Source organism: Rhizobium sp. PAMB 3182, assembly GCF_052908355.1.
In genome coordinates, this window is the sequence record NZ_CM128607.1 from 292487 (window position 1) to 315653 (window position 23167).

Here is a 23167-nt window from a genome sequence, read left to right on the forward strand (position 1 = left end):
CGTGCTCAGGCAGCGTTCTGGCGACCCGGCCTGACATTGGACGCATCCGTGCCCGGCTCGCGGATCGTGCTGCGCCGGTTGAGCTTGAAGCGATTGACCAGCTCGGCCAGGCGTGCAGCACCGGCCGCCAGCCGTTCGCTGATATGGGCGGTGTTGGCCACGAGCCCGGAATTCTGCTGCGTCATCTGGTCGAGCTGATTGACCGCCGAATTGATTTCTCCAAGGCTCGTCGACTGCTCGCGCGCGGCGGTGGCGATCGCATCGACATTCCGGTCGATCGCTTCGACGAATTCCTCGATCTTCTTCAGCGCCTCGCCAGTCTCGCCGACGAAGCGGACGCCCTCGCCCACTTCCTTGGACGAATTGTTGATCAGCCCGGCGATTTCCTTCGCGGCCTGTGCGGAGCGCTGGGCAAGGTCGCGGACTTCCTGCGCGACGACGGCAAAACCCTTGCCCGCGTCACCGGCCCGCGCCGCCTCGACGCCGGCATTGAGCGCTAGGAGATTGGTCTGGAAGGCGATCTGGTCGATCACGTCGATGATCTTGCCGATCTCCTGCGATGCATTCTGGATCCGGTTGATCGCCTGTATGGCGTTCTCCACGACGTCAACCGATGCGGAAGCGGCCTTGCGGGCGTCGCCCACCAGCCGGCGCGTCTCGAGCGTGCGCTCGGACGACTGCCGCACCGTCACGGTGATCTCCTCGAGCGCGGCGGAGGTTTGCTCCAGGGCTGCGGCCTGCTGCTCTGTGCGCCGTGCCAGACCTTCCGAGGCTCCGCTCATCGACTGGCTCTCGTTCGCCACGTCGTTGGTCTGCTTCAGCACCTCTACCAGCGTCTCCTGGAACTTTGCGATCGAGGTGTTGAAATCCTTGCGCAGATGCTCGAATTCGGGGATGAAAGGCTCATCGATGGTCATGCGGATGTTGCAGTCCGACAAGCGATTGAGGCCGGCGCCGACCGCTTCCAGCGCCTTGACGCGCCCGGAAATGTCGGTCGCAAACTTGACCACCTTGACCACCCGGCCGTCGGCATCGATCACCGGATTATAGGACGCCTGAATGAAGATCTTTTCGCCGGTCTTCGAAATGCGCGTAAACTGGTCGGACTTGAACTGGCCGGCGGCCAGATCCCGCCAGAGAGAGGCATACTCGGGAGTGCGAACATAGTCCGCTTCGCAGAACATCGAATGATGCTTGCCGCGAATTTCCGCGAGGTCATAGCCGAAGGTCTTCAGAAAATTGGCGTTGGCCGTGACGATCTCGCCTTTCGGCGTAAACTCGATGATCGCCTGCGCCCGGTCCAGGGCGTCCAGCTTGCCCTTGTTCTCGATGCTTTCCATCTTCGAAGCGCTGATGTCGGTGGCGATCTTGACGATCCGGTAGGGCTTGCCGCCCTTGAAGACCGGGTTGTAGGACGCTTCGATCCAGACCTCGCGGCCACCCTTGCCGATCCGCTTATACTGCCGCTGCTGGTAGTTGCCGGCCGTCAGATCATTCCAGAATTGGCGGTAGGCATCGGATCCGGCTTCGCTGGGCTCGACGAACAGGCTGTGCTTCTTGCCGACGATCTCGGCGAGTTCGTAGCCCATCGCGTCGCAGAAGTTCTTGTTCGCGTGACGGATGGTGCCGTCCATGTCGAATTCAATGATCGCCTGGGAACGATCCAGCGCCGCGAGAACCGACTTTTCGTAGCCGCCAAAACCAAGTGAAAACATCGAACCGGTACCCTCCACACGTTTGGAAGGACTATCCGGGTTCATAGTTACCGGCCAATTAATTCAGAAACACCTAAATTAATCGAGCATAACTTGTAGTCGATGACAGGCGCTTGCCGGTAACGGTGACGTCACGTCCAAGAGCCATCTTCAGGCCCCAAAAGCAATTTGGGAGGCCGAAGCCTCCCAAATCCCTGATCACTCAGCGGCGTCGTCCGCCTTCTTCTTCTTCGGAGCCGCCTTCTTCTTCGGAGCGGCGGCCTCTTCGCTGGCCTCGGCGGCGTCGGCTGCTTCAGCCTTGGCCTTCTTCGGGGCTGCCTTCTTCTTCGGCGCGGCCTTCTTTTCGTCCGAGCCTTCGGCTTCGTCATCGGCCATCAGCTCTTCCTTGCTGACGGTCTTGTCGGTGACCTTCACTTCGCCGAGCAGGTGGTCGACCACCTTTTCTTCGAAGATCGGGGCGCGAAGCGATGCGGAAGCGCCGGGGGTGTTGCGGAAGAAGTTGATAATTTCCTTCTCCTGGCCCGGGAAGTTGCGCAGCTGGTCGTAGAGGGCGCGCTGCATTTCGTCTTCGGTCACTTCGATGCCGGCCTTTTCGCCGATTTCGGAGAGAACGAGACCGAGGCGGACGCGGCGTTCAGCAAGCTTGGCGTATTCCTCGCGTGCCTTTTCTTCCGTGGTGTCTTCGTCCTCGAAGGTCTTGCCGGACTGTTCCAGATCGGTGTTGATCTGGCGCCAGATGTTTTCGAACTCGGCGTCGACGAGCGACTGCGGCGTGTCGAACTTGTAGAGTTCGTCCAGCTGGTCGAGGATCTGACGCTTGACCTTCTGGCGCGTAACCTGGCCGTACTGGCCTTCGATCTGGCTGCGGACGATTTCCTTCAGCTTGTCGGCGGATTCGAGGCCGAGCTTGGAAGCGAGGTCGTCATTGATCTCGACTTCGGCCGGTGCTGCCACTTCCTTGACCTTGACGTCGAAGGTGGCTTCCTTGCCGGCAAGATTTGCCGCCGGATACTCTTCCGGGAAGGTCACGGTGATGGTCTTCTCGTCGCCAGCTTTGACGCCGACGAGCTGGTCTTCGAAGCCCGGGATGAAGCGGCCGGAACCGAGAACCAGATCGGCATCTTCGGCAGCGCCGCCTTCAAAGGCTTCGCCGTCGACCTTGCCGAGGTAATCCATGGTGACGCGGTCGCCGTTGGCAGCCTTGCCCTTCTTGGCTTCGTAGGAACGGGCGCTCTCGGCGATCTTGAGGATCTGCTCGGTGACTTCCTCTTCCTCGATCTCGACGACCTCACGGGTCACCTTGATGCCATCGACCGACTTCAGTTCGATCGGCGGGATGACTTCGTAGGAGAGCGTGAATTCGAAGTCGGCTTCAGCGGACAGGATCTTGTCGGCTTCGGCTTCGTCCTCGGTCATGGCGACGGCCGGCTGGGTCGCAGACTTCTCACCGCGCTCGGAGAGGATTTCGGTCGGCTTTTCACGAACGATCTCGTTGACGAGTTCGGCCATGATCGACTTGCCGTAGACCTTCTTCAGGTGCGAGACCGGCACCTTGCCGGGACGGAAACCGTTGATGCGAACCTTGTCCTTGGCTTCCGCCAGGCGCTCGTTCATCTTGGCTTCCATGTCCTTCGCCGGAACGACGACCTTGATTTCGCGCTTCAGCCCTTCAGCGAGCGTTTCGATAACCTGCATTGTCTTACCTTCACTTCGTAGCGGCCGTGACGGGACAGCCGATCGTTTCTCTGCCGGTGCGGGAGCGTCCGTCCTGCCGCGACGTGTCAAATTCCTAGGCATTCCAGCGGGCTGTCGTAAGCCTCAGCCGGATGCCGCGCTTATCCCGGATACGCTCTCAAATGCTATCAAGAGTTCCGTTCCTCCCAGCCCGATCGCAATAGTGGTGCGGGTAGAGAGACTTGAACTCCCACGCCTTGCGGCACCAGAACCTAAATCTGGCGTGTCTACCAATTTCACCATACCCGCTTTCCAGATTGCCGCAGGCCATGAAAACATGGGCCCTCCGGGAAGCGGCGTCTCTATATCATCCGAACTGCCAAGCGCAAAGGAAAAATGACGGTTTGGCAACAGGATCGGCGCCACCACCCGATCCTTTGCTTTCAAAGTCGGATATTACGTAACGTAAACTCGCGTTCAGGCCTTTCCTAACGTCAGTATAGCGGCTCCTCGTAAGCGGGTTTGCCGTCATTATAAAGCGCGCGGATCTGCGGCTTGCCGTCGCTCGAAACGCGCACGGCGACCTGCAGCTTGCCTTCGTTGCGCAGATCCTCCAGTGCCTTTCCCTCGCCTTCCGGAACGTAATAGCGCTCGATTCCGTAGCTCACGCGAAAGTCCGAGGCATTCAGGTAGTCCGTATAGCGGAACGGCAATGTCCTCATCATGACCTCGCCATCGGTGGCCGGCGGGGGATCGCCGAAGGTCGCACCAACAATTCCGAACGCGCCATCCTCCTGCCTCTTCAAGAGCACCGACAGAGTGACAGTCTCGCCCTCGGAAGGCTTGGGCCCCGTGACCAGTGCCCTCGGCACATTGGAGATGTCGTAGTTCAAGGTCACGTAGTCGCCGCGCAGGAAATCGCGTGGATCGACGGCGCGCGTCTGCAACAGCACTTCCGCGCCGTCGCGCAGGATCGCCGCCCTCGCCCACGTCATGTAGCCGATCAGGCCGATCTGCAGGACCACCATGCAGGCAGCCGCGATGACGAGCCTTGCCCGGTTGCGATTCGACATGCCGAAACTTGCCTCGCTCATGCAGACACCTCCTTCGGCTTGGCCGCCAGCCGCTTCTCCAGCCGGATGACGGCGAAGGCGGCCAGCGCGACGAAGACACCGGACAGGAGGAAGAAGCCCGACGTCCCGATCAGGCTGCCGATCGTCTCGTTGCAGAGATAGATGAGTTCGGCGGCAAAGATCAGGTAGGCGAGATAGCGCACCACGCCGTTGTCGCGGCCGTTCAGCATCAGGGCGGCGACGGTGGCGACGATCACCGCGATCGCCACGGAAATCCTGCCGCTCGTTCCATCGAAGCGGTCATGCAGGAATGCCAGGCCGGCGATCATCAGCAGGAAGGCATAGGTCGCGGGAATGCCGCCCGCTGCCGCATTCAACCGTTGCAGCGGCGACCTCGGCAGAACGGCGACCAGGAAGGCGGCGGCGCCCGCCAGCGTGAAGACAATCGCCAGCCCGTCGCTCTCGTGCTCGAAATAGAACCAGAAGAGCCAGGCGAGGATCAGCAGATAGGAGAAATGCCGCGCCCGCGCCGGCCCGGTATAATAGACCAGTGCGATGACGGCCGCCGCCATGGCGAGCGGCATCAAGCCTTCAACCGAATTCCAGGCCGAATAGTCATCAAACATCAGATTGCTGAAATAAGCCCAGGAAAGAAACCCCGCGATCACTGTCGGCCCGCCGGACTTGAAGAGGACGGAAGCCAGCATGGCGAACAGGAACCACGTCATGAGGAAGGTCTGGCTGTCGCCGGAGATGTGGTACATCTGCGCCGTCAATGACACCGTGCCGCCGAAGCACAGCACCGCCAGGATGAGGAGCGCGCCGCCAAGGTAGTCGGCGCCGCGCATGAAGAAGGCGGCCGCCCCCATATAGAAGGCCGTGACCATCGCCAGCATCGCCACGAGCCGCAGGCCGCGCGGCAGCGCATCCCAGTTGGAGGCGATCAGCATGGCGATAGCAGCCGCGATCAGGAGCGCGGCCAGCACCATCAGGACACGGCCAACGCTGAAGACGCCGGACGGCCGCGCATCATACTCCGCCAGCATGGCATCGGCGGCGGACCTGGCGACCAGCCCCTTCGCAACCCAGCGCTCCATGTCCTGCTGCAAGCGATTCCTGTACATGTACATCACCCGATTCAAACACCGCCGTTGGAAACAAAAATTCCGCGGCCCAATGCTGCCGGAAACATGGACCACATCGGCGCAATCAACAAGACCGGCGAATAGCGGCAAAGCTGCATGGCTACGGTCAGCCCCGGTTTTCTTTTTATTTCAATAAATTACAGATATTTGGCGACGAATAAGCCATGCACTCAACGCATATCTTACATGCGATTATTGCACTGCACAAAACGGAATGATCATACTATATTCCAATCATCAGATGACGGCGGAAACATTCTCTCTCTCGCTTCCTCTCATCGACAAGAATTCGGATGAAGCGCGCTCCTCCTCCCAGCGCTCTTCCGATATAGACTGGCAAGCACTCCTCCTCCCAGCTTCCCAGTCGACCAAAATGACGCTCACCGGATCTCCTCCCCCGGTGGGCGTTATTTTTTTGCCCATCTCCCTGTCCTTGCTCAGCATTTTCCAAAGCCTTGCGCTTGGCGCATGACCGATATGCCGTTGCCCCTCTACCTGGATGCGGCAGCGCAACATATATCTCGCTCATCAACGGAGCACGGCAAATGCCGCTGCCAAAATGAACCAAAGGAACACGATCATGAACATCAGCCGCTCTTTCGCCAACTGGCGCAAATACCGTCAGACCGTCAATGAACTGCAGAAGATGAACAGCCGCGAACTGGCCGACCTCGGCATCAGCCGCGCCGACATCAACCGCGTTGCCCGCGGCGCAGTTCTCTAAAGTCTCCTCTTCAAAAGAGACTTTCAAAATGCCTCCGCCCCGGCGGGGGCTTTTTTGTTTGGGGCGGCCAGACACGCCTTTCTTACCCCTTTGGGGCAACGCGAGCCTTGCAAGAATGCATAGGTGCCATGCCGAAGACCCTCTAGCTCAATGCTGCAATGCAACATACATTGAGATCAACAGATGGGGCGGCAGCAAGCGCTGCCAATTGATCGACTAGAAAGGAACACGACCATGAACCTGACCCGCTCTTTTTCCAGCTGGCGCAAGTACCGTCAGACCGTCAGCGAGCTTGACCGCATGTCCAACCGCGAACTCGCAGACCTCGGCATCAGCCGCACCGACATCCGTCGCGTTGCCCGCGCTGCAGCCTTCTAATTCCAGACCTCCTTCAGGTCTTCAAAACCGCCCTCTGCTCCTACGAGCCGAGGGCGTTTTCTTTTGTCCGCCGACATGCGGTTTCGCATGGCCGAAAGATGCCTAAAATTGCAGCCTTATTGCCGCCGCAAGTATTAATCGGGACGCTACTTGCCCGAAGGCCCTCATCCGGACCGACCTGGCGACTTCGAAATCCTGCCAATCCATTGATTTAAATTATATTTTCCCGACCTCAGGTGTGCCGGCACCGACCGCGGACGCGCGGCCTCTTTTTTAATCTGACCAAATAAGAAGCCTGTTTTTTATTCAACCCACTGCACAATTGCATAGCAGTAGCCTATTTTTTGCACTCGTTATTGCACAACGAAAGAGCTACATAAGGGTCAACGAACAGCCGCACAGACATTGATGCCGAGGCTGTCCCGAAGATCTTGAGGAAACCAACATGAGCCCGATTCGCTATGCAAAAAATTGGATCAATTATCGCCGCACTCTCAAGGAGCTCGGCAACCTCTCCAGCCAGACCCTGGATGACATTGGCCTCAGCCGCTATGACATCCGCTCTATTGCAGCAAAGTCCTTCCGCTAACAAGCGCTGAGACCACTGCCTGGACCTACCCAAAAACGGCGCCCGAGTGGCGCCGTTTTCGTTTGCGGGCTTTTGCGCATGCAGCACGTCATGTTAAGGAGGCGCCCATGAGCAAGACATCATCGCACGACACTCCCATCCACGTCATCGGCGGCGGGCTCGCCGGGTCGGAAGCTGCCTGGCAGATCGCCAGTGCCGGCATTCCCGTCATTCTCCATGAAATGCGCGGCGTGCGCGGCACGGATGCCCACAAGACCGATGGCCTTGCCGAACTCGTCTGCTCGAACTCCTTCCGCTCTGACGATGCGACGAGCAATGCCGTCGGCGTCATCCATGCGGAGATGCGGCTCGCCGGTTCGCTGATCATGCGCTCGGCGGATGCCCATCAGGTGCCGGCCGGCGGCGCACTGGCCGTCGACCGCGACGGCTTTTCCGATGCTGTCACCGCCACGATTGCCGATCATCCGCTGATCACGGTCGTGCGCGAGGAAATCACCGGCCTGCCACCGGCGGACTGGGGACAGGCAATCATCGCCACCGGGCCGCTCACCGCCCCCTCGCTTGCCGCCGCCATCCAGGAAGAGACCGGCGCCGATGCGCTCGCCTTCTTCGACGCCATCGCGCCGATCGTGCACACCGATTCCATCGACATGGACATCTGCTGGTACCAGTCGCGCTACGACAAGGTCGGACCGGGCGGCACGGGCAAGGACTACATCAACTGCCCGATGACCGAGGAGCAGTACAACGCCTTTGTCGACGCGCTGATCGCCGGCGACACCGTCGGCTTCAAGGAATGGGAAGGCACGCCCTATTTCGACGGCTGCCTGCCGATCGAGGTGATGGCCGAGCGCGGCCGCGAAACGCTGCGCCACGGGCCGATGAAGCCGATGGGGCTCACCAATGCCCACAATCCGACCGTCAAGGCCTATGCCGTCGTCCAGCTGCGCCAGGACAATGCGCTCGGCACCCTCTACAACATGGTCGGCTTCCAGACGAAGCTGAAATACGGCACCCAGGCCGAGATCTTCCGCATGATTCCCGGGCTCGAGAATGCCGAATTCGCCCGTCTCGGCGGCCTGCACCGCAATACCTACATCAACTCACCCGTGCTGCTCGATCCGTCGCTGACGCTCAAGGGCCGTCCCGGCCTGCGTTTTGCCGGCCAGATCACCGGCTGCGAAGGCTATGTAGAGAGTGCTGCCATCGGCCTTCTGGCGGGACGCTTCGCCGCTGCCGAACACAAGGGCCAGCCGATCTCGCTGCCGCCGGCAACCACCGCATTCGGATCGCTGCTCAATCACATCACCGGCGGCCACATCGTTTCCGACGACGAGCCCGGCAAGCGCTCCTTCCAGCCGATGAACATCAATTTCGGCCTGTTTCCGGAACTCGCGCCCGGTTCGATCGTCAAGCCGGTCGAAGGCAAGCGTTTCCGCGGCAAGGAGAAGGCAGCGATGAAGAAGCGGCTGATGGCCGAACGCGCGCTTGCCGATTGCGCCGAGTGGCTGGGCGTCGAGACGCGCGAGAAGCAGGCCGTCTGATTCCTGATCAGGTGGCGAAATGTGATGACGGCGTACAGGGCCCGCTCAGCCGGCCTTCTTGTCGGCTTCCGTCAGCAGATTGCCCAGAAGCCAGAGCGAGACCTCCGAGGCCTCCTTGGCGCTTTTGAACTGGTAGGTGCCGTTGTGATAGGGCGCGTCCAGGAATTCCACCTTCAGGCTGTTCTTCGCGGCACCTTCGCCGGCCCGCACCCGACCCGGTTCGATCAGGTGGCAGGCAAAGTGATTCTTCAAACTGCGCATGAAGCCCGCCTTGTCGTCATACAGGCGCACGAAGACGGCATTGCCGTCGGCAGTCGAATGCAATGCACGAATAGCTTCGTCGGGATAGGCGCGGCCGAATTCCATGATGGCGATGCCGGTGTCGTGCAGGCCGTCGTCGTCATCCTGCTTGGCCATGCGTGTCGCCACGATCGCCAGCAGAACCAGCCCGCCAAAGAGGATGCCCCAGATGATCAATCCCACGGGTGTTCTCCAATCTCCTATGCAACGCTACAGGTTGTATCAGATTAAGGGACGAGGCTTGCGCGAATATGAAATCGACCGTTGTCAGAACCGTTTGGTGAAGGCGGCCCTGGCAAGGGTCAGCTGGCGGCGCCATTGCGACAGCTGCAAAGCTTCATCGAAAATGGAAGCCTTCAGCTTCATGGCTTTCTTCAGGACTGATTCGGCAAGAGCCACCGGCAGGAAGGCCGGAAAGACCTCGGGCGAAGGCCGCTCTTCCGCCCTCGCCTTCTTCAGATGATCCATGCCGAGCGCCGCAAAGGCGGTGATGGCAGCGCCGATGCGCTCCCTGTCCTGCCCTTCGAGAAAGCTTTCCCGGTCGAGCCCGGTTGCCGACAGAATGTCGAGCGGCAGATAAAGCTGCCCGCGCTGGCGATGGCGCGGCATCAGGAGAAGCAGACCGGCAACGGTCTGGGCAACGCCCGCATGGCCGGCGGCGGCCGCGCTCTCGCCCGCCTTTTCCGGCGATAGCACCAGGCTTGCCAGCTGGATCAGCGCCGACGCCGTTTCGCCGGCATAGGCCTCCAGCGTCGCCACATCGGGCATCGGATCGTCATAGAGGTCGAATATCCGAGCTTCGCTCATGGCGATCAGCGGTGCGGTCGGCAGGCGACAGGCATGGACCGCCGCCATCAGTTCGGCCGAAAGCGGATTGGCCTCAGCCTGGCCGGGGTTCTGCCCCTCAATGATGTCGCGCCACCACTGCAGGCGCACCTCACCCGGCAGCGGCTCGTGCACGAGATCCCGCACCTTGGCGATTTCCGCATTGTAGACATAGAGGGCGACCAGTGCGCGCCGACGTGCCTCCGGCGACAGCAGCGCGACCAGATAGCGGTCGCGGTCGGTCTCGCGCAGCGTCGACAGGCAGATGATATCGTTCGAGGCAGGCTCTGCGCTCATGGGGACAATCCCGGTTTGTCAGTCGACGGCGATCAGGGCGGCGGCCACGGGCCGGTCTTCCGACAGCATGACATTGTACGTCCTGACGGCCGCACCGGTGTTCATCGGATCACTGCCGATGCCGTGTTCCTTGAGCTTCGCCTTGAGCAGCGGCGGCAGCAATCGAAGGTCCGTGCCCGTGCCGAGCAGCAGGAATTCGATGTCGCCGGCATCCTGGAACACGCGCTCGAAGAGGTCGACCGTCAGATCCTCCCCGTCGGCCACGTCCCAGCCGTAGACGCCGGACGGCAGGCAGAGCAGCGAACCGCGATGCGACATGTCGGCGAAGCGGAAGCCGCCGTTTCCGTAGGCGTCGATCGGCGGACGCCCCGGAAAATGTGCCTCGCGGATGATGATGCCCTTCGCCAAAGCCTCAGGCCGTCACTTTGTTCTGGTCGTCGTCTTCCGCGCCTTCGCCGTCAGCATCGTTCTGGAAGTTCTCCGGGCGCAGCTTGAAGGCAATCAGGACCGGCGCAGCGATATAGATCGAGGAGAAGGTACCGACGGCAACGCCGAACAGCATGGCGAAGGTGAACGAACGGATGACTTCGCCACCGAAGACATAGAGCGCCGCCAGTGCCAGAAGGGTCGTCGCAGACGTCAGAACCGTTCGCGACAGCGTCTGGTTGATCGACGTGTCGATCAGGAGCGGCAATGGCATCTTGCGATAGCGCCTGAGGTTCTCGCGCATTCGGTCGTAGACGACGACGGTATCGTTCAGCGAATAACCGACGATCGTCAGCACGGCCGCGATACTGGTCAGGTTGAACTCAACGCCAGTCAGCACGAACAGTCCGATTGTCAGGATGACGTCGTGCACCGTCGCAATGATGGCGCCGACGGCGAACTGCCACTCGAAGCGGAACCAGATATAGATCAGGATCGCCGCAAGCGAGACCAGAACGCCGAGCGTTGCCGACTGGGTCAATTCGCTGGAAACAACCGGGCCAACGACTTCCACGCGACGGAACTCGTAGGTGCTCTCGAGCTCGTTGCGCACCAGCGCCAGCGCCGACTGCTCGGCATTGTCGCCACCGCCCTGCGCCTGCAGGCGGACGAGGACTTCGGACGGGTCGCCGAATTCCTGCGCCTGGATGTCGCCAAGGTTGAGCTCGGACAGGCGGTCGCGGATGTCGCCGATATCGGCATTGCCGCTCCTCGCCTTCAGTTCGATGACCGAACCACCCTTGAAGTCGATGCCGAGGTTCATGCCGACCGTGGCAAAGCCGACGAGAGCGGCAATCGACAGCGCGGCCGAGATGACGAAGGTGTAACGGCGGAAGCCCATGAAGCGAATGTTGGCACCGTCGAACACGCCGGTACGAATGCCGTTCGGCAGGTGCTTCGGGCGACGACGACGGATCCATTCGGCCACCAGCCAGCGGGTCAGCGTGAAGGCGGTGAAGACCGTCGTCAGGATACCGATGGCGAGCGTCACAGCAAAGCCGCGAACCGGGCCGGAGCCGAGATAGAACAGGATAACGGCGGCAATCAGCGTCGTGACGTTGGCGTCGACAATGGTCGCATAGGCCTTGGAGAAGCCGGTATCGATCGCCTGGATCAACGGCCTGCCGTTTTTGACCTCTTCGCGTATTCGCTCGTAGATCAGCACGTTGGAGTCGACCGCCATGCCCATGGTCAGGACGATACCCGCGATACCGGGCAAGGTCAGCGTCGATCCAATCAGTGACAGGACCGCGATCAGCATGACGATGTTGACGAACAGTGCGACGTTGGCGATGACGCCGAAGAAGCCGTAGAACACCAGCATGAAGACGACGACAGCGACGGCGCCGATGACGCCGGCAACGATGCCCGCATTGATCGAGTCGGCGCCGAGGCTCGGACCGACCGTGCGCTCCTCAACAACCGTCAGCGTCGCCGGCAGTGCGCCGGCCCGGAGCAGGACGGCGAGGTCGTTGGCGGACTGGACGGTGAAGTTGCCGGAGATCTGGCCCGTGCCGCCGGTAATCGGCTCGCGAATGACCGGCGCCGAAATCACCTGGTCGTCGAGGACGATCGCAAACGGCTTGCCGACATTGGCGGTGGTCGCCCGCGAGAATGCGGTGGCGCCCTTGGAATCGAAGCGGAAGTTGACGACCGGCTCGTTGGAGCGCTGATCGAAGCTTGCCTGCGCGTCAACGAGTTCGTCGCCCGAAACCAGTGCCTGCTTTTCGATCAGGTACGGGACCGGCGGATCATCGGTCGAATAGAGAACCTCGGAGGTGACGGGCGGACGACCGTTGATCGCCTCCTGCACCGGCATCGAGTCATCGACCATGTGGAAGGAAAGCTTAGCAGTCTGGTTCAGAAGCGCCTTCAGTCGCTGCGGGTCCTGCAGACCCGGAACCTGGACGATGATGCGGTCGTCACCCTGGCGCTGGATCAATGGCTCGGTGTTGCCGAGTTCGTCGACGCGGCGGCGAACGACTTCGATCGACTGCTTCAGGGCCGAGGAGAGACGATAGTTGATGCCCTGCTCGGTCAGCTCCAGCCGGATGGTGTTGTTCTGGCCATCCTGCATGTTGACTTCCTGAATCGTGCCGCCGGTCAATGTGCCGGCGCTGATCAGTTCGGTCAGCGGACGAAGCGCCTCCTTGGCGGCGTCATATTCGTTCGGGTCGGTGATCTTCACCTGAACCGTCTGGCCTGCGCCGGAAAGGCCGGTATAGCGGATCTTGGCGGCGCGCAGCTTGGCGCGCACGTCGGCGACCGTCGTTTCAAGACGCTCCTTGACGATGTCGGAGCGCTCGATCTTGAGCATGATGTGGGAGCCACCCTGAAGGTCGAGGCCGAGGGTCACCTTGCTGTCGGGAAGCCAGGAAGGAAGCGAGGCCAGCTGCTTGTCGCTGAAAAGGTTCGGCGCCGCGGTCAGGAAGGCCACAAGGACGGCAAGCCAGATGAAGGTAGTTTTCCAGCGGGAGAAATAGAGCATGGGTTTCTCGGCTTCAGAGTGTCTGTATCATGCGGAAGGCGTGCGCGCGGGCCGTATGAAGGACCCGCGCGCGATCTGGCAGCCTCAGTTGGCGGCTTCGGCCTTGACCGGCTCGCCCTTGACGCGGACGTCGGAGACGTGGGCACGAACGACACGCACGCGCACGCCGTCGGCAATTTCCACTTCGAGTTCGTTGTCGTCGATCACCTTGGTGACCTTGCCGAGAACGCCCCCACCGGTGACGACCTGGTCGCCACGACGGATGGCCTTGAGGGTTTCCTCGCGCTTCTTCATCTGCTGGCGCTGCGGACGGATCAGCAGGAAGTACCAGACGACCATCAAAGGCACGAACAGGAACAACATTTCCATGCCGGAACCGAAACCGGCAGCACCACCGGCCGCGTCTTGGGCAAATGCCTGGGTAAAGAACATCAAAAACTCCTCGAATTCCAAAACACTGTGCCGTTTCCGGCCATACAGAAAGCCGCCGGAATATAGGCGCGATCGCAGTGATTGCAACAGCACGCCCGGCCGGACAGGACGATTTCCCGCCCTATTAGCCTTTTCCGGTCTGAAACGCCATGCTACCGCGCTTTAAAAATGACAGTTCGGCCATGCCGGCCGTTTCCAAGGGAGGCCTCGGATGAAAGACAAGACAAAACACGCCCTGCTTTCAGAACTCCGCCGTCTGGCGGATGCCGTGGAGCGGCTCGCCGGACCCGCGCCGGCGGACAACGACCTCGACGCCGCCCACTGCTTCGTCTGGCAGCCGGCGCGCCAGAAATTGCAGCCCGTTCAAAGACCGAACCGGATCGCCCTGAAGCTGATCAAGGGCGTCGATCATGTGCGTGATATCCTTCACGAAAACACCGAGCGTTTCGCGGAAGGCTATCCGGCCAACAACGTCCTCCTGTGGGGCGCGCGCGGCATGGGCAAGTCCTCACTGGTGAAGTCCGTCCATGACGACGTGCGGGCGTCTTCCGGCGTCTCGCTGAAGCTCATCGAAGTGCACCGCGAGGACATCTCCAGCCTCCCTCTCCTCCTCGACATGCTGAAGGATGGTCCGCACCGGGTCATCATCTTCTGCGACGATCTGTCTTTCGACCATGACGACACGGCCTACAAGTCGCTGAAGGCGGCGCTTGACGGCGGCGTCGAGGGGCGGCCGGACAACGTGCTTTTCTACGCGACATCGAACCGACGCCATCTTCTGCCGCGCGACATGATCGAGAACGAGCGCTCGACGGCGATCAATCCGTCCGAGGCGGTCGAGGAGAAGGTTTCGCTTTCCGATCGCTTCGGCCTGTGGCTCGGATTCCACAAGTGCAGCCAGGAAGACTATCTGCTGATGATCGACGGCTATGCCGAGCATTTCTCCCTGCCGATCGACCGCGACGACCTGCACAAGCAGGCGCTCGAATGGGCCACCACGCGCGGCGGACGTTCTGGCCGTGTCGCCTGGCAGTTCATCCAGGATCTCGCCGGACGGCTCAGGGTCCGGATCGATCGCTGATACGGCTTCATCAGGCTGCCAACATGAAAAGGCCCGGCTGGATCGACCAGCCGGGCCTTTCTTTATTCCCCGATACGCAAAACCACTATTCGAGGTAAGTGATGGGATTGACCGGCGTGGCATCCTTGCGCACTTCGAAGTGCAGCATCGGACGGCTGGCATTGCCGCTCATGCCCGAGGAAGCGATGACCTGGCCGCGGGTGACCTTCTGGCCGCGGGCAACGTTCAGGTTGCCGGCATGGCCGTAGACCGTGACCGTGCCGTCGTCGTGGCGCAGCAGCACCGTGTTGCCGAGTTCCTTCAGGCCGTTGCTCGCATAGATGACGACACCGTTCTCGGCAGCCTTGACCGGCGTGCCTTCCGGTACCGAGATGTCGATACCGTCATTGCGGCTGCCGTTGACGTTGGCGCCATAGGCGGCAATCACCTGACCGCGCACCGGCCAGCGATACTTGCTGATGCCGGTAGAGGCCGGAGCCGAAACCGACGGATCCCTGGAGGCGACTTCCGTCACGGACTTGTTGGCGGCCGGCGCCACATAGGGCTTCGGATCGTTGTTCGATGCCGTATCGGTCGTCTTCGGCTGGGCGGCCGGCTTGGAGGCGCTTGCCACCGCGGCGGGCTTGACGGCGCTGGTCTTGACCGGATCCGGGGTCGAGGCCGAGCCGTTCGGCAGCTTCAGCACCTGGCCGATGCGGATGCTGGCGGTGTTAAGACCGTTCAGCCGCTTCAGCTCGTCGATGTTGCTGCCGGTCTGGCGGGCAATCTTGGTGAGCGTGTCGCCGGCAGCCACCTTGTAGGTGCCGCCATCGCCGCCTGCCGGAGCCTTCTTCGGCTCGACAGACGCGGACTTGTCGCGATTGTCGACCGGCTTGGGCAGGAGGGCGACCTTCTGCTCCGTCTTCCTGGGCTGCTCGGGCAGTCTGCCGCCCTTGGAGAAGTCTTCCGCGGTGGCGGACGCCTTCGCCGTGTTCGGGCTGACGCTGTAGGACGGGATAATCAGCGTCTGGCCGGCCTGGACAGCACCGCTGGTCAGACCGTTGGCCTTCATGATGTCGGCCATCGACACGTTGTAGCGGCGCGACAGGGCGGCGATGGTGTCGCCGGGCTTCAGGACGACCTTCTGGCCGCCCATGCCGTTGTCGGCCGGACGCGTCGTCGCCGTCCTGATCGGATCGGCGGGCAGCGTGGCGTGCGAAAGCGTGGTCTGTGCAGGCGCCCTTGCCGGCATCGGCTGTTCCAGCGATGCACTCTGCGAGGAGACCGGCGGCAGGCTCTGCTGCTGCACGCTCACCGGCGTCGCTGACATGCGGGCTCCGGATGCGACCGTGCCGGTGCTCATCGGATCGTAATTGCTGTTGGCCGGGCGGGCCGGATAAGGCTGGTTGAGCGCCTGGTTGGCGGTCGAATAATCCTGCGCCGGCGCCATGCCGACATTGGCGCTCGGAACAGGCGCGCCAGCAGTGTTGGTAACGGGACGTACGGAGCTGGTGGTCAGGTTATCCGTGCCAAAATAGCCACCGGAAAACCGCATCGCATCCGAACTGCACCCCGCAACAGTCGAACCCAGCAAGGCTATGGCGACAAGCCGAAGAACTGAGTTTCCGAATTTTTGCGACACTTTGATACTCATAACTGGACCTACTCGATACGCGACAGGTTATGAGCAAATTAAACCGCGTTAATGTTACCGCCCGGTTAAGACGCGGACTCACAAGGAAGATTTTTGACAAAAAGCTAACCATGCCGCCACAATTGGAGGTCGAGCGCGCGGGTCGGACGTCTTCAGAGGAAGGAGGCGGTGTTCTCGACGAATGGCAGATACGGGGCTTCGAACAGGTCCTCGCGCTCGAAGCGGCTGCCGACCTTGCCGAGCTGGACCATGCGGCAGGTGCCGTTCTCCATCATCAGCGGCGCGATCATCGTACCGCCGGAGACCAGCTGCTCCGCATAGAACCGGGGCGTTTCCTTGAAGGCGGCGGTGCAGACGATGCGGTCGAACGTCCCCTCGCCCGGAACCCCGGAACGGCCGTCGCCCTGGCGGATGATGACATTGAGGCGCTGCAGCTTTTCCATGCGCTGGCGGGCATTCTCTGTCAGCGTCCGGTAACGCTCGATCGACAGCACCCGCTCCGCGAGCCTGGAGAGAACGCCGGTCATGAAACCGCTGCCTGTGCCAATTTCGAGCACCCGGTGCCCCGGCTTCACCTTCAGCCGGTCGAGAAGCCTGACGGCGAAATCGACCCCTTCCATGAAGGAGCCGCATTCGATTGGAATGGAGCGCGAGGAATAGGCCTTGTCGGCAAATTGCGGCGGCACGAACAGCGAGCGCGGCGTCTGCTCGACGGCGGTCAGCAGATCGATATCCGAAATGCCTTCGGCCCTCAATCTGAGCACGAGAGCGGCAAAGCCTTCCTTTTCGACCATGGCAGCCGTCAAGCATTCCCTCCGTCAGCAAGAGCTTGAGCGACGCGATCCTGCACGGAGTAATCGGTCATGTCGAGCTTCAGCGGTGTCACCGAGATCTTCCTGTTGCGCAATTCCACAAGATCCGTGCCTTCACCCTCGCGCGGGGTGCGGCCGCCGAGCGTCAGCCAGTAATACGGGAAGCCGCGACCGTCCTGACGCTCCTCGATGCCGACCCCGTAGTCGAGCTTGCCCTGCGAGGTCACGGCCACGCCGGCAACCTCTTCGGGCCGGCAATTGGGGAAATTGATGTTGAGGAAAGTGCCTTCCGGAAGGTCGAGATGCATCAGCTGCCGGAGAACGCCCGGTGCGTGGGTCTCGGCGACCTCCCACGGCACGACCCGCCGTCCGTCATAGATGTAGGCCTGGCTCAGTGCAAAGGAGCGTATGCCGTTCAGCGCGCCTTCGATGGCGCCGGCAACCGTGCCGGAATAGGTCACGTCCTCGGCCATGTTGGCGCCGGAATTGACGCCGGAGAGCACGAGATCGGGTTTCTTGCCGGACATCAGCTTGCGGATCGCCATGATCACGCAATCGGTCGGCGTGCCCTTGAGGGCGAACTTCTTCTCGCCGACCTGCCGCAGCCGCAAGGGCTCCGACAGCGTCAGCGAATGGGCAAGCCCGCTCTGGTCGGTCTCGGGGGCGACGATCCAGACGTCGTCGGACAGCTCGCGGGCGATCCGCTCCAGAGCCGCCAGACCTTCGGCATGAATGCCGTCGTCATTCGTCAGAAGAATGCGCATGATGCCCCCGAGGCAGGCGCCACCCTGGTCAGGCGGCGCGTTCGATTCTCTTCAATCCACCCATATAGGGCAGCAGAACGTCCGGAATTGTGACCGAGCCGTCCTCGTTCAGGTAATTCTCCAGAACGGCGATCAGCGCGCGGCCGACGGCGGTGCCGGAGCCGTTCAGGGTGTGAACGAACTTCGTCGCCTTGTCCTCCTTGCCGCGGTAGCGGGCGTTCATGCGGCGCGCCTGGAAATCGCCGCAGACCGAGCACGACGAGATTTCGCGGTAGGTGTCCTGACCCGGCAGCCAGACCTCGATGTCGTAGGTCTTGCGGGCGCCGAAACCCATGTCGCCGGTGCAGAGCGTCACCGTGCGGAAATGCAGGCCGAGGCGCTTCAGCACTTCTTCGGCACAGGCCGTCATCCGCTCCAGCTCGTCGACCGACGATTCGGCATCGGTGATCGATACCATTTCGCACTTCCAGAACTGGTGCTGGCGCAGCATGCCGCGCGTATCGCGGCCGGCAGAGCCCGCTTCCGAACGGAAACAGGGGGTGAGCGCCGTCATCCGGAGCGGCAGCGTCTCCTGATCGAGGATTTCCTCGCGCACAAGATTGGTCAGCGGCACTTCCGCCGTCGGAATGAGTGCGAGGCGGGCATTGGCATGCGGTGTGAAGAACAGGTCTTCCTCGAATTTCGGCAGCTGGCCGGTACCGTAGAGCGCGTCATCGCGCACCAGGAAGGGCGGCATGACTTCGAGATAGCCGTGCTCGCTGGTGTGCAGGTCAATCATGAACTGGCCGAGCGCGCGCTCCAGGCGGGCGATCTGGCCTTTCAGCACCGTGAAGCGCGAACCCGACAGCTTTGCCGCCCGTTCGAAATCCATCCAGCCGAGCTTTTCGCCGATCTCGAAATGCTCGAGCGGCTTGTGGTTCCACATCGGCTTGTCGCCGACCATGCGCTTGACAACATTGTCGTTCTCGTCGGCGCCGACCGGCACGTCGTCGAGCGGGATGTTGGGGATGCGGGCGAGCGCGTCATTGAGTTCGAAGTTGAGCTGACGCTCCTCTTCCTCAAGCGCCGGCATGGTGGTCTTGAGGTCGGCGACCTCCGCCTTCAGCTTCTCCGCCAGCTCCATGTTCTTGGTCGCCATCGCCTGGCCGATCTCCTTGGAGGCGGCGTTGCGACGGGCCTGCATGTCCTGCAGCTTCTGGACGACGGCGCGACGCTTTTCGTCGAGCGCGATCAACTGTGCCGAAAGCGGCTCGGCCGAACGCTTTTTCAGCGCGGCGTCGAGGGCTTCGGCGTTTTCACGAATCCATTTGATATCGAGCATTGTCTTATCCGAATTGTTCTACCGTTTTCGCTGTGAACGAGCCGCTCCCGTCGAGAGCGGCCTGGCAGCGCCGTCAATTCCCGGGCATCGACCGAAAAGTCAGGCGCTGCCGGTGGTAGAGTCTTCGGAGGAGTCCTCCGCCGCGCTGGCGGCAGCCTCTTCGGCCCGCTTGCGCTCCACCATTCGCGCCGCATAGATCGACACCTCGTAGAGAAGGATTGTCGGCAGTGCAAGACCGATCTGGGAGAGCGGATCGGGTGGGGTCAGAATGGCCGCGGCGACGAAGGCGGCGACGATCGCATATTTGCGCTTGGCCGCCAGTCCGTCCGAGGTCAGAAAGCCGGTGCGTGCCAGAAGCGTGGTGACGACCGGCAGCTGGAAGACGAGGCCGAACGAGAAGACCAGCGTCATGATGAGGCTCAGATATTCCGACACCTTCGGCAGCAGCGAGATCGCGATATCGTCGGCACCGCCCGGCTGCTGCATCGACAGGAAGAACCACATCACCATCGGCGTGAAGAAGAAATACACCATGGCGCCACCGAGCAGGAACAGGAGCGGCGAGGCCACGAGAAACGGCAGGAAGGCCGCGCGCTCGTTCTTGTAGAGGCCGGGGGCGACGAACTTGTAGATCTGCGCGGCGATGATCGGGAACGAGATCACCAGCGCCGAGAACATCGCCACCTTGAGCTGGGTGAAGAAGAACTCCTGCGGCGCGGTGTAGATCAGCTCCGTCTTCGACGGATCGAGACCGGCCCAACCGACCGCCCAGCGATAGGGAACGACCAGCAGGTTGAAGAGCTTCTTGGCGAAGAAGAAGCAGACGATGAAGGCCACGAAGAAGGCGGCGATCGCCCACATCAGGCGCGTGCGCAGCTCGATCAGGTGCTCGATCAGCGGCTGCGGCTTGTCGTCGATGTTTTCGCCGCTCATGCGTCACCCTTTTTGTTGTCTTTGGCCGTAGCGGCGGTCTTGCGTTTGGCCGGAGCCTTCGCCTTCGGCGCGGCGGCTGCCACATCGGCATCGGCCGTTTTGGCGGCAACTTTCTTCGGCGCCGCCGATTTGGTGGCAGTCTTTGCCGGCGTCGCCTTGGCGGCAGCGGCGTCGGTCTTAGGAGCAGCCTTGGCTGGCGCGCGCGGCTTGCGGGCCGCCGGCTTCTTCACCGGTTCGGCAGCGGCGGTTTCCGTCTTTGCAGGCTCGGGCTTTGCCGGCTCTGGGCTCGGCGCAGGTTCGGGCGAAGCCATGATCGGCGGCGGATCGCTTGGCAAGGAAACGGCCGGATCCGGCATCACGATCGGGTCCTCGGCCTTCGGCGCCGTAGCGCTTGTCGCCTTCTGCAAATCGGAGCGGATCGAATTGCCGGCGTCGCGCAGCGGGCTCATCGCCTCGCGGATGGTGTTTGCCGGATTGAGGCTCTTGAGGTCGCGGACCGCCTTGCCGACATCCTCCATATCGGCTTCCTTCAGCGCCTCGTCGAACTGCTGACGGAATTCACCGGCCATGCCGCGAAGCTTCGAGGTCATCTTGCCGAATGCACGCAGCATCGGCGGAAGATCTTTCGGACCGACCACGACGATCAGAACGACGGCAATGACCAAGAGCTCGGTCCAGCCAATATCCAACATGAAAGGGCTCCTGAAGCCGACAGCTTCAATTCTAGCGGAGGTTGGCTGCGGCCGGCACACCCTTGTGAACCGGCCGCTGTCATGCCTGCTGTTCAAGAAAAAAGCGCATACGTCGCCCTATGGCCGCCCGGATGCGCCCTTCAGACTTACTTGACCTCGTCGGCCTTGTGATCGACGGTCTTGGAAGGAGCATCGGGCGTATCTTCGTCGGACATGCCCTTCTTGAAGTTCTTGATGCCCTTGGCGACGTCGCCCATCAGTTCCGGAATCTTGCCGCGGCCGAACAGCAGCAGAACGATCGCCAGAACGATCAGCCAGTGCCACATACTAAAAGAACCCATAATACTCTCCTCGATTGGATCTTGAATTCGATTTAAGACGTTTGGCTTTGATTTTCAAACACCAAAATGTCCTGTTCATTGACTGTCAGTGTCACATCCTTAATGCCGGACGGCAACTGGTCTGCGCGAATACGTGCCCTGACCGTCCGTTCGCTTCCCGGAACGGCAAGGCTGAGCAGCTCGACGACCCCCAGAAACCGCCTGGACAGGATGCGGGCGGGAATGGCGCCGCCCTCCGCCTGGACGCCGATGCCGGAGAGCCGCACCGCGACCGTGACGGGCGTGCCATCGGCAAGTTCCGGCGCCCTCGCCTCGCCCACCGGCGTCATCACCCGGCCATCGCGCACGGCGCCGGGAAACTCGTTGATTTCAGAGAAGAAAGCGGCGGCAAACAGGTTGCGCGGGCGGCGATAGAGATCGTCCGACGTGCCCGACTGCACCAGCCGTCCATCCTTCAGAAGCGCGATCCGGTCGCCCATGCGCATGGCTTCCTCCGCGTCATGGGTGACGACGATGGCGGTCGCCCGCGTCTCGCGCAGGATCGCCAGCGTGTCGGCGCGGATCGTGTCCTTGAGCCGCGAATCCAGGCCGGAAAACGGCTCGTCCATCAAGAGAACACCCGGCCTTGGCGCCAGCGCCCTGGCCAGCGCCACGCGCTGCTGTTCGCCGCCGGACAGCACATGCGGGTATTTGTCGCTGTAGTGGGAAAGCCCGACGCGATCGAGAGAGGCCATCGCCTCGGCGGTCGCCGCCTTGCTCTGCATGGCGGTCAGGCCGAACTTCACATTGTCGAGGATCGTCATGTGCGGGAACAGCGCAAAATCCTGAAACATCAGGCCAATGCCGCGCCGCTCCGGCGGCAGGAAGACATCGGGGCCTGCGACTTCGCGGTCGTTGATGACGATGCGCCCGTGGCTCTGCGCCTCGATGCCCGCCGCAATCCGCAAAAGCGTCGTCTTGCCCGAGCCGGACGGTCCAAGCAGGCAAAGCACCTCGCCCGGCTCCGCCGTCAGCGAGACGTCTTTGAGCGTTTCCTTGCCGTGATAGCTGTGACGGATGCCTTCAAAGGCCAGCCGCGCGGCGAAGGTCACCCCCGCCGTCCGCCTGGCGCCTTCCTGTGCCACCGCCGCTGTTTCAAATGCCATGCGTTCACTCTGTCGGTCTGCAGACATAGAAAGCAGCCGGAAACTCCATCAAAACCTGACTCTAATCATCCGCTTGGCCGCCCGGTGTCAAGAGGCCAAGCTCCTCCAGATCCATCTGGGTGATCGGATCCTCGTCCTCCGCCAGATCGTCTTCGCCACCCGGCAACGGCACCGCGAAGTTCGGCGGAATGCGGCCGGAAAGCAACCCCGCCCCCTTCAATTCTTCGAGACCCGGCAGGTCCCGCAATTCCTCGAGGCCGAAATGGTCGAGGAAGTCGCGCGTCGTGCCGAGCGTCACCGGCCGGCCCGGCGTGCGCCGGCGACCGCGGAAACGCACCCAGCCCGCCTCCATAAGGACGTCCAGCGTGCCCTTCGACGTCTGGACGCCGCGGATTTCCTCGATCTCGGCACGGGTCACCGGCTGGTGATAGGCGATGATCGCCAACACTTCCAATGCCGCGCGCGAGAGCTTGCGCACCTCGTTTTCATCGCTGCGGATGACGAAGGAGAGATCGGATGCGGTCCGGAATGCCCAATTGTTCTCGATCTTCAGAAGATTGACGCCGCGTCCGGCATAGGCGCGCTGCAGGCTTTCCATGATCGGCGCGACCGCGACGCCGCGCGGCAAGCGCTCGGCGATGAAACTCTCCGACACAGGCCCGGCAGACGCAAAGACCAGCGCCTCGGCGATGCGCTCGGCCTCGACCAGAACTACCGCATGCATCGGGCGCGCAAGGGCTTCCGCCTCACCGCCGTCGTCATCCTCGATATCGTC

Annotated in this window: 23 protein-coding genes and 1 tRNA gene; 5 read left to right on the forward strand and 19 right to left on the reverse strand. The window is 61.9% G+C overall.

The features are described from left to right. Window positions 1-5 precede the first annotated feature (5 nt). The 5 genes from ACU5AZ_RS01565 to ACU5AZ_RS01585 form a co-directional block, all read right to left on the reverse strand. A complete protein-coding gene (locus ACU5AZ_RS01565; RefSeq protein WP_446824325.1) occupies window positions 6-1715 on the reverse strand; it encodes a methyl-accepting chemotaxis protein in 1710 nt (569 codons plus the stop codon). Between the two features lie 198 nt (window positions 1716-1913). Continuing rightward, entirely contained in the window at window positions 1914-3410 is a 1497-nt protein-coding gene (gene tig, locus ACU5AZ_RS01570) for a trigger factor (protein ID WP_446824326.1), read from the reverse strand. 203 nt (window positions 3411-3613) lie between these two features. Continuing rightward, window positions 3614-3698 (reverse strand) — tRNA-Leu (locus tag ACU5AZ_RS01575). Window positions 3699-3883: 185 nt separating this feature from the next. Continuing rightward, window positions 3884-4483 carry a GDYXXLXY domain-containing protein gene (locus ACU5AZ_RS01580; protein ID WP_446824327.1) on the reverse strand — a complete coding sequence of 200 codons (600 nt, stop codon included), beginning with the start codon at window positions 4481-4483 and terminating at the stop codon, window positions 3884-3886. After that, a complete protein-coding gene (locus tag ACU5AZ_RS01585; protein WP_446824328.1) occupies window positions 4480-5586 on the reverse strand; it encodes a DUF2157 domain-containing protein in 1107 nt (368 codons plus the stop codon). The genes ACU5AZ_RS01580 and ACU5AZ_RS01585 overlap by 4 nt, the downstream gene beginning before the upstream one ends. 601 nt (window positions 5587-6187) lie before the next feature. Between ACU5AZ_RS01585 and ACU5AZ_RS01590 the strand changes: the two genes are divergently transcribed. The 4 genes from ACU5AZ_RS01590 (at window position 6188) to trmFO (ending at window position 8842) form a co-directional block, all read left to right on the forward strand. Further along, window positions 6188-6331: a DUF1127 domain-containing protein gene (locus ACU5AZ_RS01590; protein ID WP_446824329.1), complete on the forward strand. Its 144-nt coding sequence runs from the start codon at window positions 6188-6190 to the stop codon at window positions 6329-6331. A gap of 234 nt (window positions 6332-6565) precedes the next feature. After that, window positions 6566-6709 carry a DUF1127 domain-containing protein gene (locus tag ACU5AZ_RS01595; RefSeq protein ID WP_446824330.1) on the forward strand — a complete coding sequence of 48 codons (144 nt, stop codon included), beginning with the start codon at window positions 6566-6568 and terminating at the stop codon, window positions 6707-6709. 445 nt (window positions 6710-7154) lie between these two features. Then, the gene (locus ACU5AZ_RS01600; RefSeq protein ID WP_261930241.1) at window positions 7155-7298 is read left to right on the forward strand and encodes a DUF1127 domain-containing protein; all 144 of its coding nucleotides are present in this window, start codon (window positions 7155-7157) and stop codon (window positions 7296-7298) included. 107 nt (window positions 7299-7405) lie between these two features. Next, a complete protein-coding gene (gene trmFO, locus ACU5AZ_RS01605) occupies window positions 7406-8842 on the forward strand; it encodes a methylenetetrahydrofolate--tRNA-(uracil(54)-C(5))-methyltransferase (FADH(2)-oxidizing) TrmFO (RefSeq protein WP_446824331.1) in 1437 nt (478 codons plus the stop codon). 45 nt (window positions 8843-8887) lie between these two features. On the opposite strand, the gene ACU5AZ_RS01610 is transcribed toward trmFO, so the two are convergent. The 5 genes from ACU5AZ_RS01610 to yajC all read right to left on the reverse strand — a co-directional run bounded on the left by ACU5AZ_RS01610 (window position 8888) and on the right by yajC (window position 13670). Next, on the reverse strand, window positions 8888-9325 hold the full coding sequence (locus ACU5AZ_RS01610) for a hypothetical protein (protein ID WP_446824332.1): 438 nt from the start codon (window positions 9323-9325) through the stop codon (window positions 8888-8890). 84 nt (window positions 9326-9409) lie between these two features. Continuing rightward, on the reverse strand, window positions 9410-10264 hold the full coding sequence (locus ACU5AZ_RS01615) for a phytoene/squalene synthase family protein (RefSeq protein WP_446824333.1): 855 nt from the start codon (window positions 10262-10264) through the stop codon (window positions 9410-9412). A gap of 18 nt (window positions 10265-10282) precedes the next feature. Next, window positions 10283-10672, reverse strand: coding sequence for an Mth938-like domain-containing protein (locus tag ACU5AZ_RS01620; RefSeq protein WP_446824334.1), 390 nt, complete (start codon window positions 10670-10672; stop codon window positions 10283-10285). 4 nt (window positions 10673-10676) lie between these two features. Next, window positions 10677-13238: a protein translocase subunit SecDF gene (gene secDF, locus ACU5AZ_RS01625; protein ID WP_446824335.1), complete on the reverse strand. Its 2562-nt coding sequence runs from the start codon at window positions 13236-13238 to the stop codon at window positions 10677-10679. Between the two features lie 84 nt (window positions 13239-13322). Beyond that, window positions 13323-13670 (reverse strand): preprotein translocase subunit YajC, encoded by a 348-nt coding sequence (gene yajC / locus ACU5AZ_RS01630; RefSeq protein ID WP_446824336.1) that lies wholly within the window; start codon window positions 13668-13670, stop codon window positions 13323-13325. A 211-nt stretch (window positions 13671-13881) separates the two neighbouring features. Here yajC and ACU5AZ_RS01635 point away from each other — a divergent pair, with 211 nt between their 5' ends. Next, the gene (locus tag ACU5AZ_RS01635) at window positions 13882-14751 is read left to right on the forward strand and encodes an ATP-binding protein (RefSeq protein WP_446824337.1); all 870 of its coding nucleotides are present in this window, start codon (window positions 13882-13884) and stop codon (window positions 14749-14751) included. An 85-nt stretch (window positions 14752-14836) separates the two neighbouring features. Here ACU5AZ_RS01635 and ACU5AZ_RS01640 read toward each other — a convergent pair whose 3' ends face one another. The 9 genes from ACU5AZ_RS01640 to scpB form a co-directional block, all read right to left on the reverse strand. Next, a complete protein-coding gene (locus ACU5AZ_RS01640; RefSeq protein ID WP_446824338.1) occupies window positions 14837-16285 on the reverse strand; it encodes a peptidoglycan DD-metalloendopeptidase family protein in 1449 nt (482 codons plus the stop codon). Between the two features lie 251 nt (window positions 16286-16536). Next, a complete protein-coding gene (locus tag ACU5AZ_RS01645) occupies window positions 16537-17190 on the reverse strand; it encodes a protein-L-isoaspartate(D-aspartate) O-methyltransferase (protein ID WP_446824339.1) in 654 nt (217 codons plus the stop codon). After that, complete coding sequence (gene surE / locus ACU5AZ_RS01650) at window positions 17187-17960, reverse strand: 5'/3'-nucleotidase SurE (protein WP_446824340.1); 774 nt, start codon at window positions 17958-17960, stop codon at window positions 17187-17189. Before surE ends, ACU5AZ_RS01645 begins: the two co-directional genes overlap by 4 nt. 28 nt (window positions 17961-17988) lie before the next feature. Then, window positions 17989-19281, reverse strand: a complete 1293-nt coding sequence (gene serS / locus ACU5AZ_RS01655) for a serine--tRNA ligase (RefSeq protein WP_446824341.1) — start codon at window positions 19279-19281, stop codon at window positions 17989-17991. 99 nt (window positions 19282-19380) lie between these two features. Next, window positions 19381-20214 carry a twin-arginine translocase subunit TatC gene (gene tatC, locus ACU5AZ_RS01660; RefSeq protein WP_446824342.1) on the reverse strand — a complete coding sequence of 278 codons (834 nt, stop codon included), beginning with the start codon at window positions 20212-20214 and terminating at the stop codon, window positions 19381-19383. Continuing rightward, window positions 20211-20906, reverse strand: coding sequence for a Sec-independent protein translocase protein TatB (gene tatB / locus ACU5AZ_RS01665; RefSeq protein WP_446824343.1), 696 nt, complete (start codon window positions 20904-20906; stop codon window positions 20211-20213). The genes tatC and tatB overlap by 4 nt, the downstream gene beginning before the upstream one ends. 146 nt (window positions 20907-21052) lie before the next feature. Then, window positions 21053-21247, reverse strand: a complete 195-nt coding sequence (locus ACU5AZ_RS01670; protein ID WP_446824344.1) for a twin-arginine translocase TatA/TatE family subunit — start codon at window positions 21245-21247, stop codon at window positions 21053-21055. A 32-nt stretch (window positions 21248-21279) separates the two neighbouring features. Next, window positions 21280-22392, reverse strand: coding sequence for an ABC transporter ATP-binding protein (locus tag ACU5AZ_RS01675; RefSeq protein ID WP_446824345.1), 1113 nt, complete (start codon window positions 22390-22392; stop codon window positions 21280-21282). 61 nt (window positions 22393-22453) lie between these two features. After that, complete coding sequence (gene scpB / locus ACU5AZ_RS01680) at window positions 22454-23116, reverse strand: SMC-Scp complex subunit ScpB (RefSeq protein ID WP_446826082.1); 663 nt, start codon at window positions 23114-23116, stop codon at window positions 22454-22456. Window positions 23117-23167 lie beyond the last annotated feature (51 nt).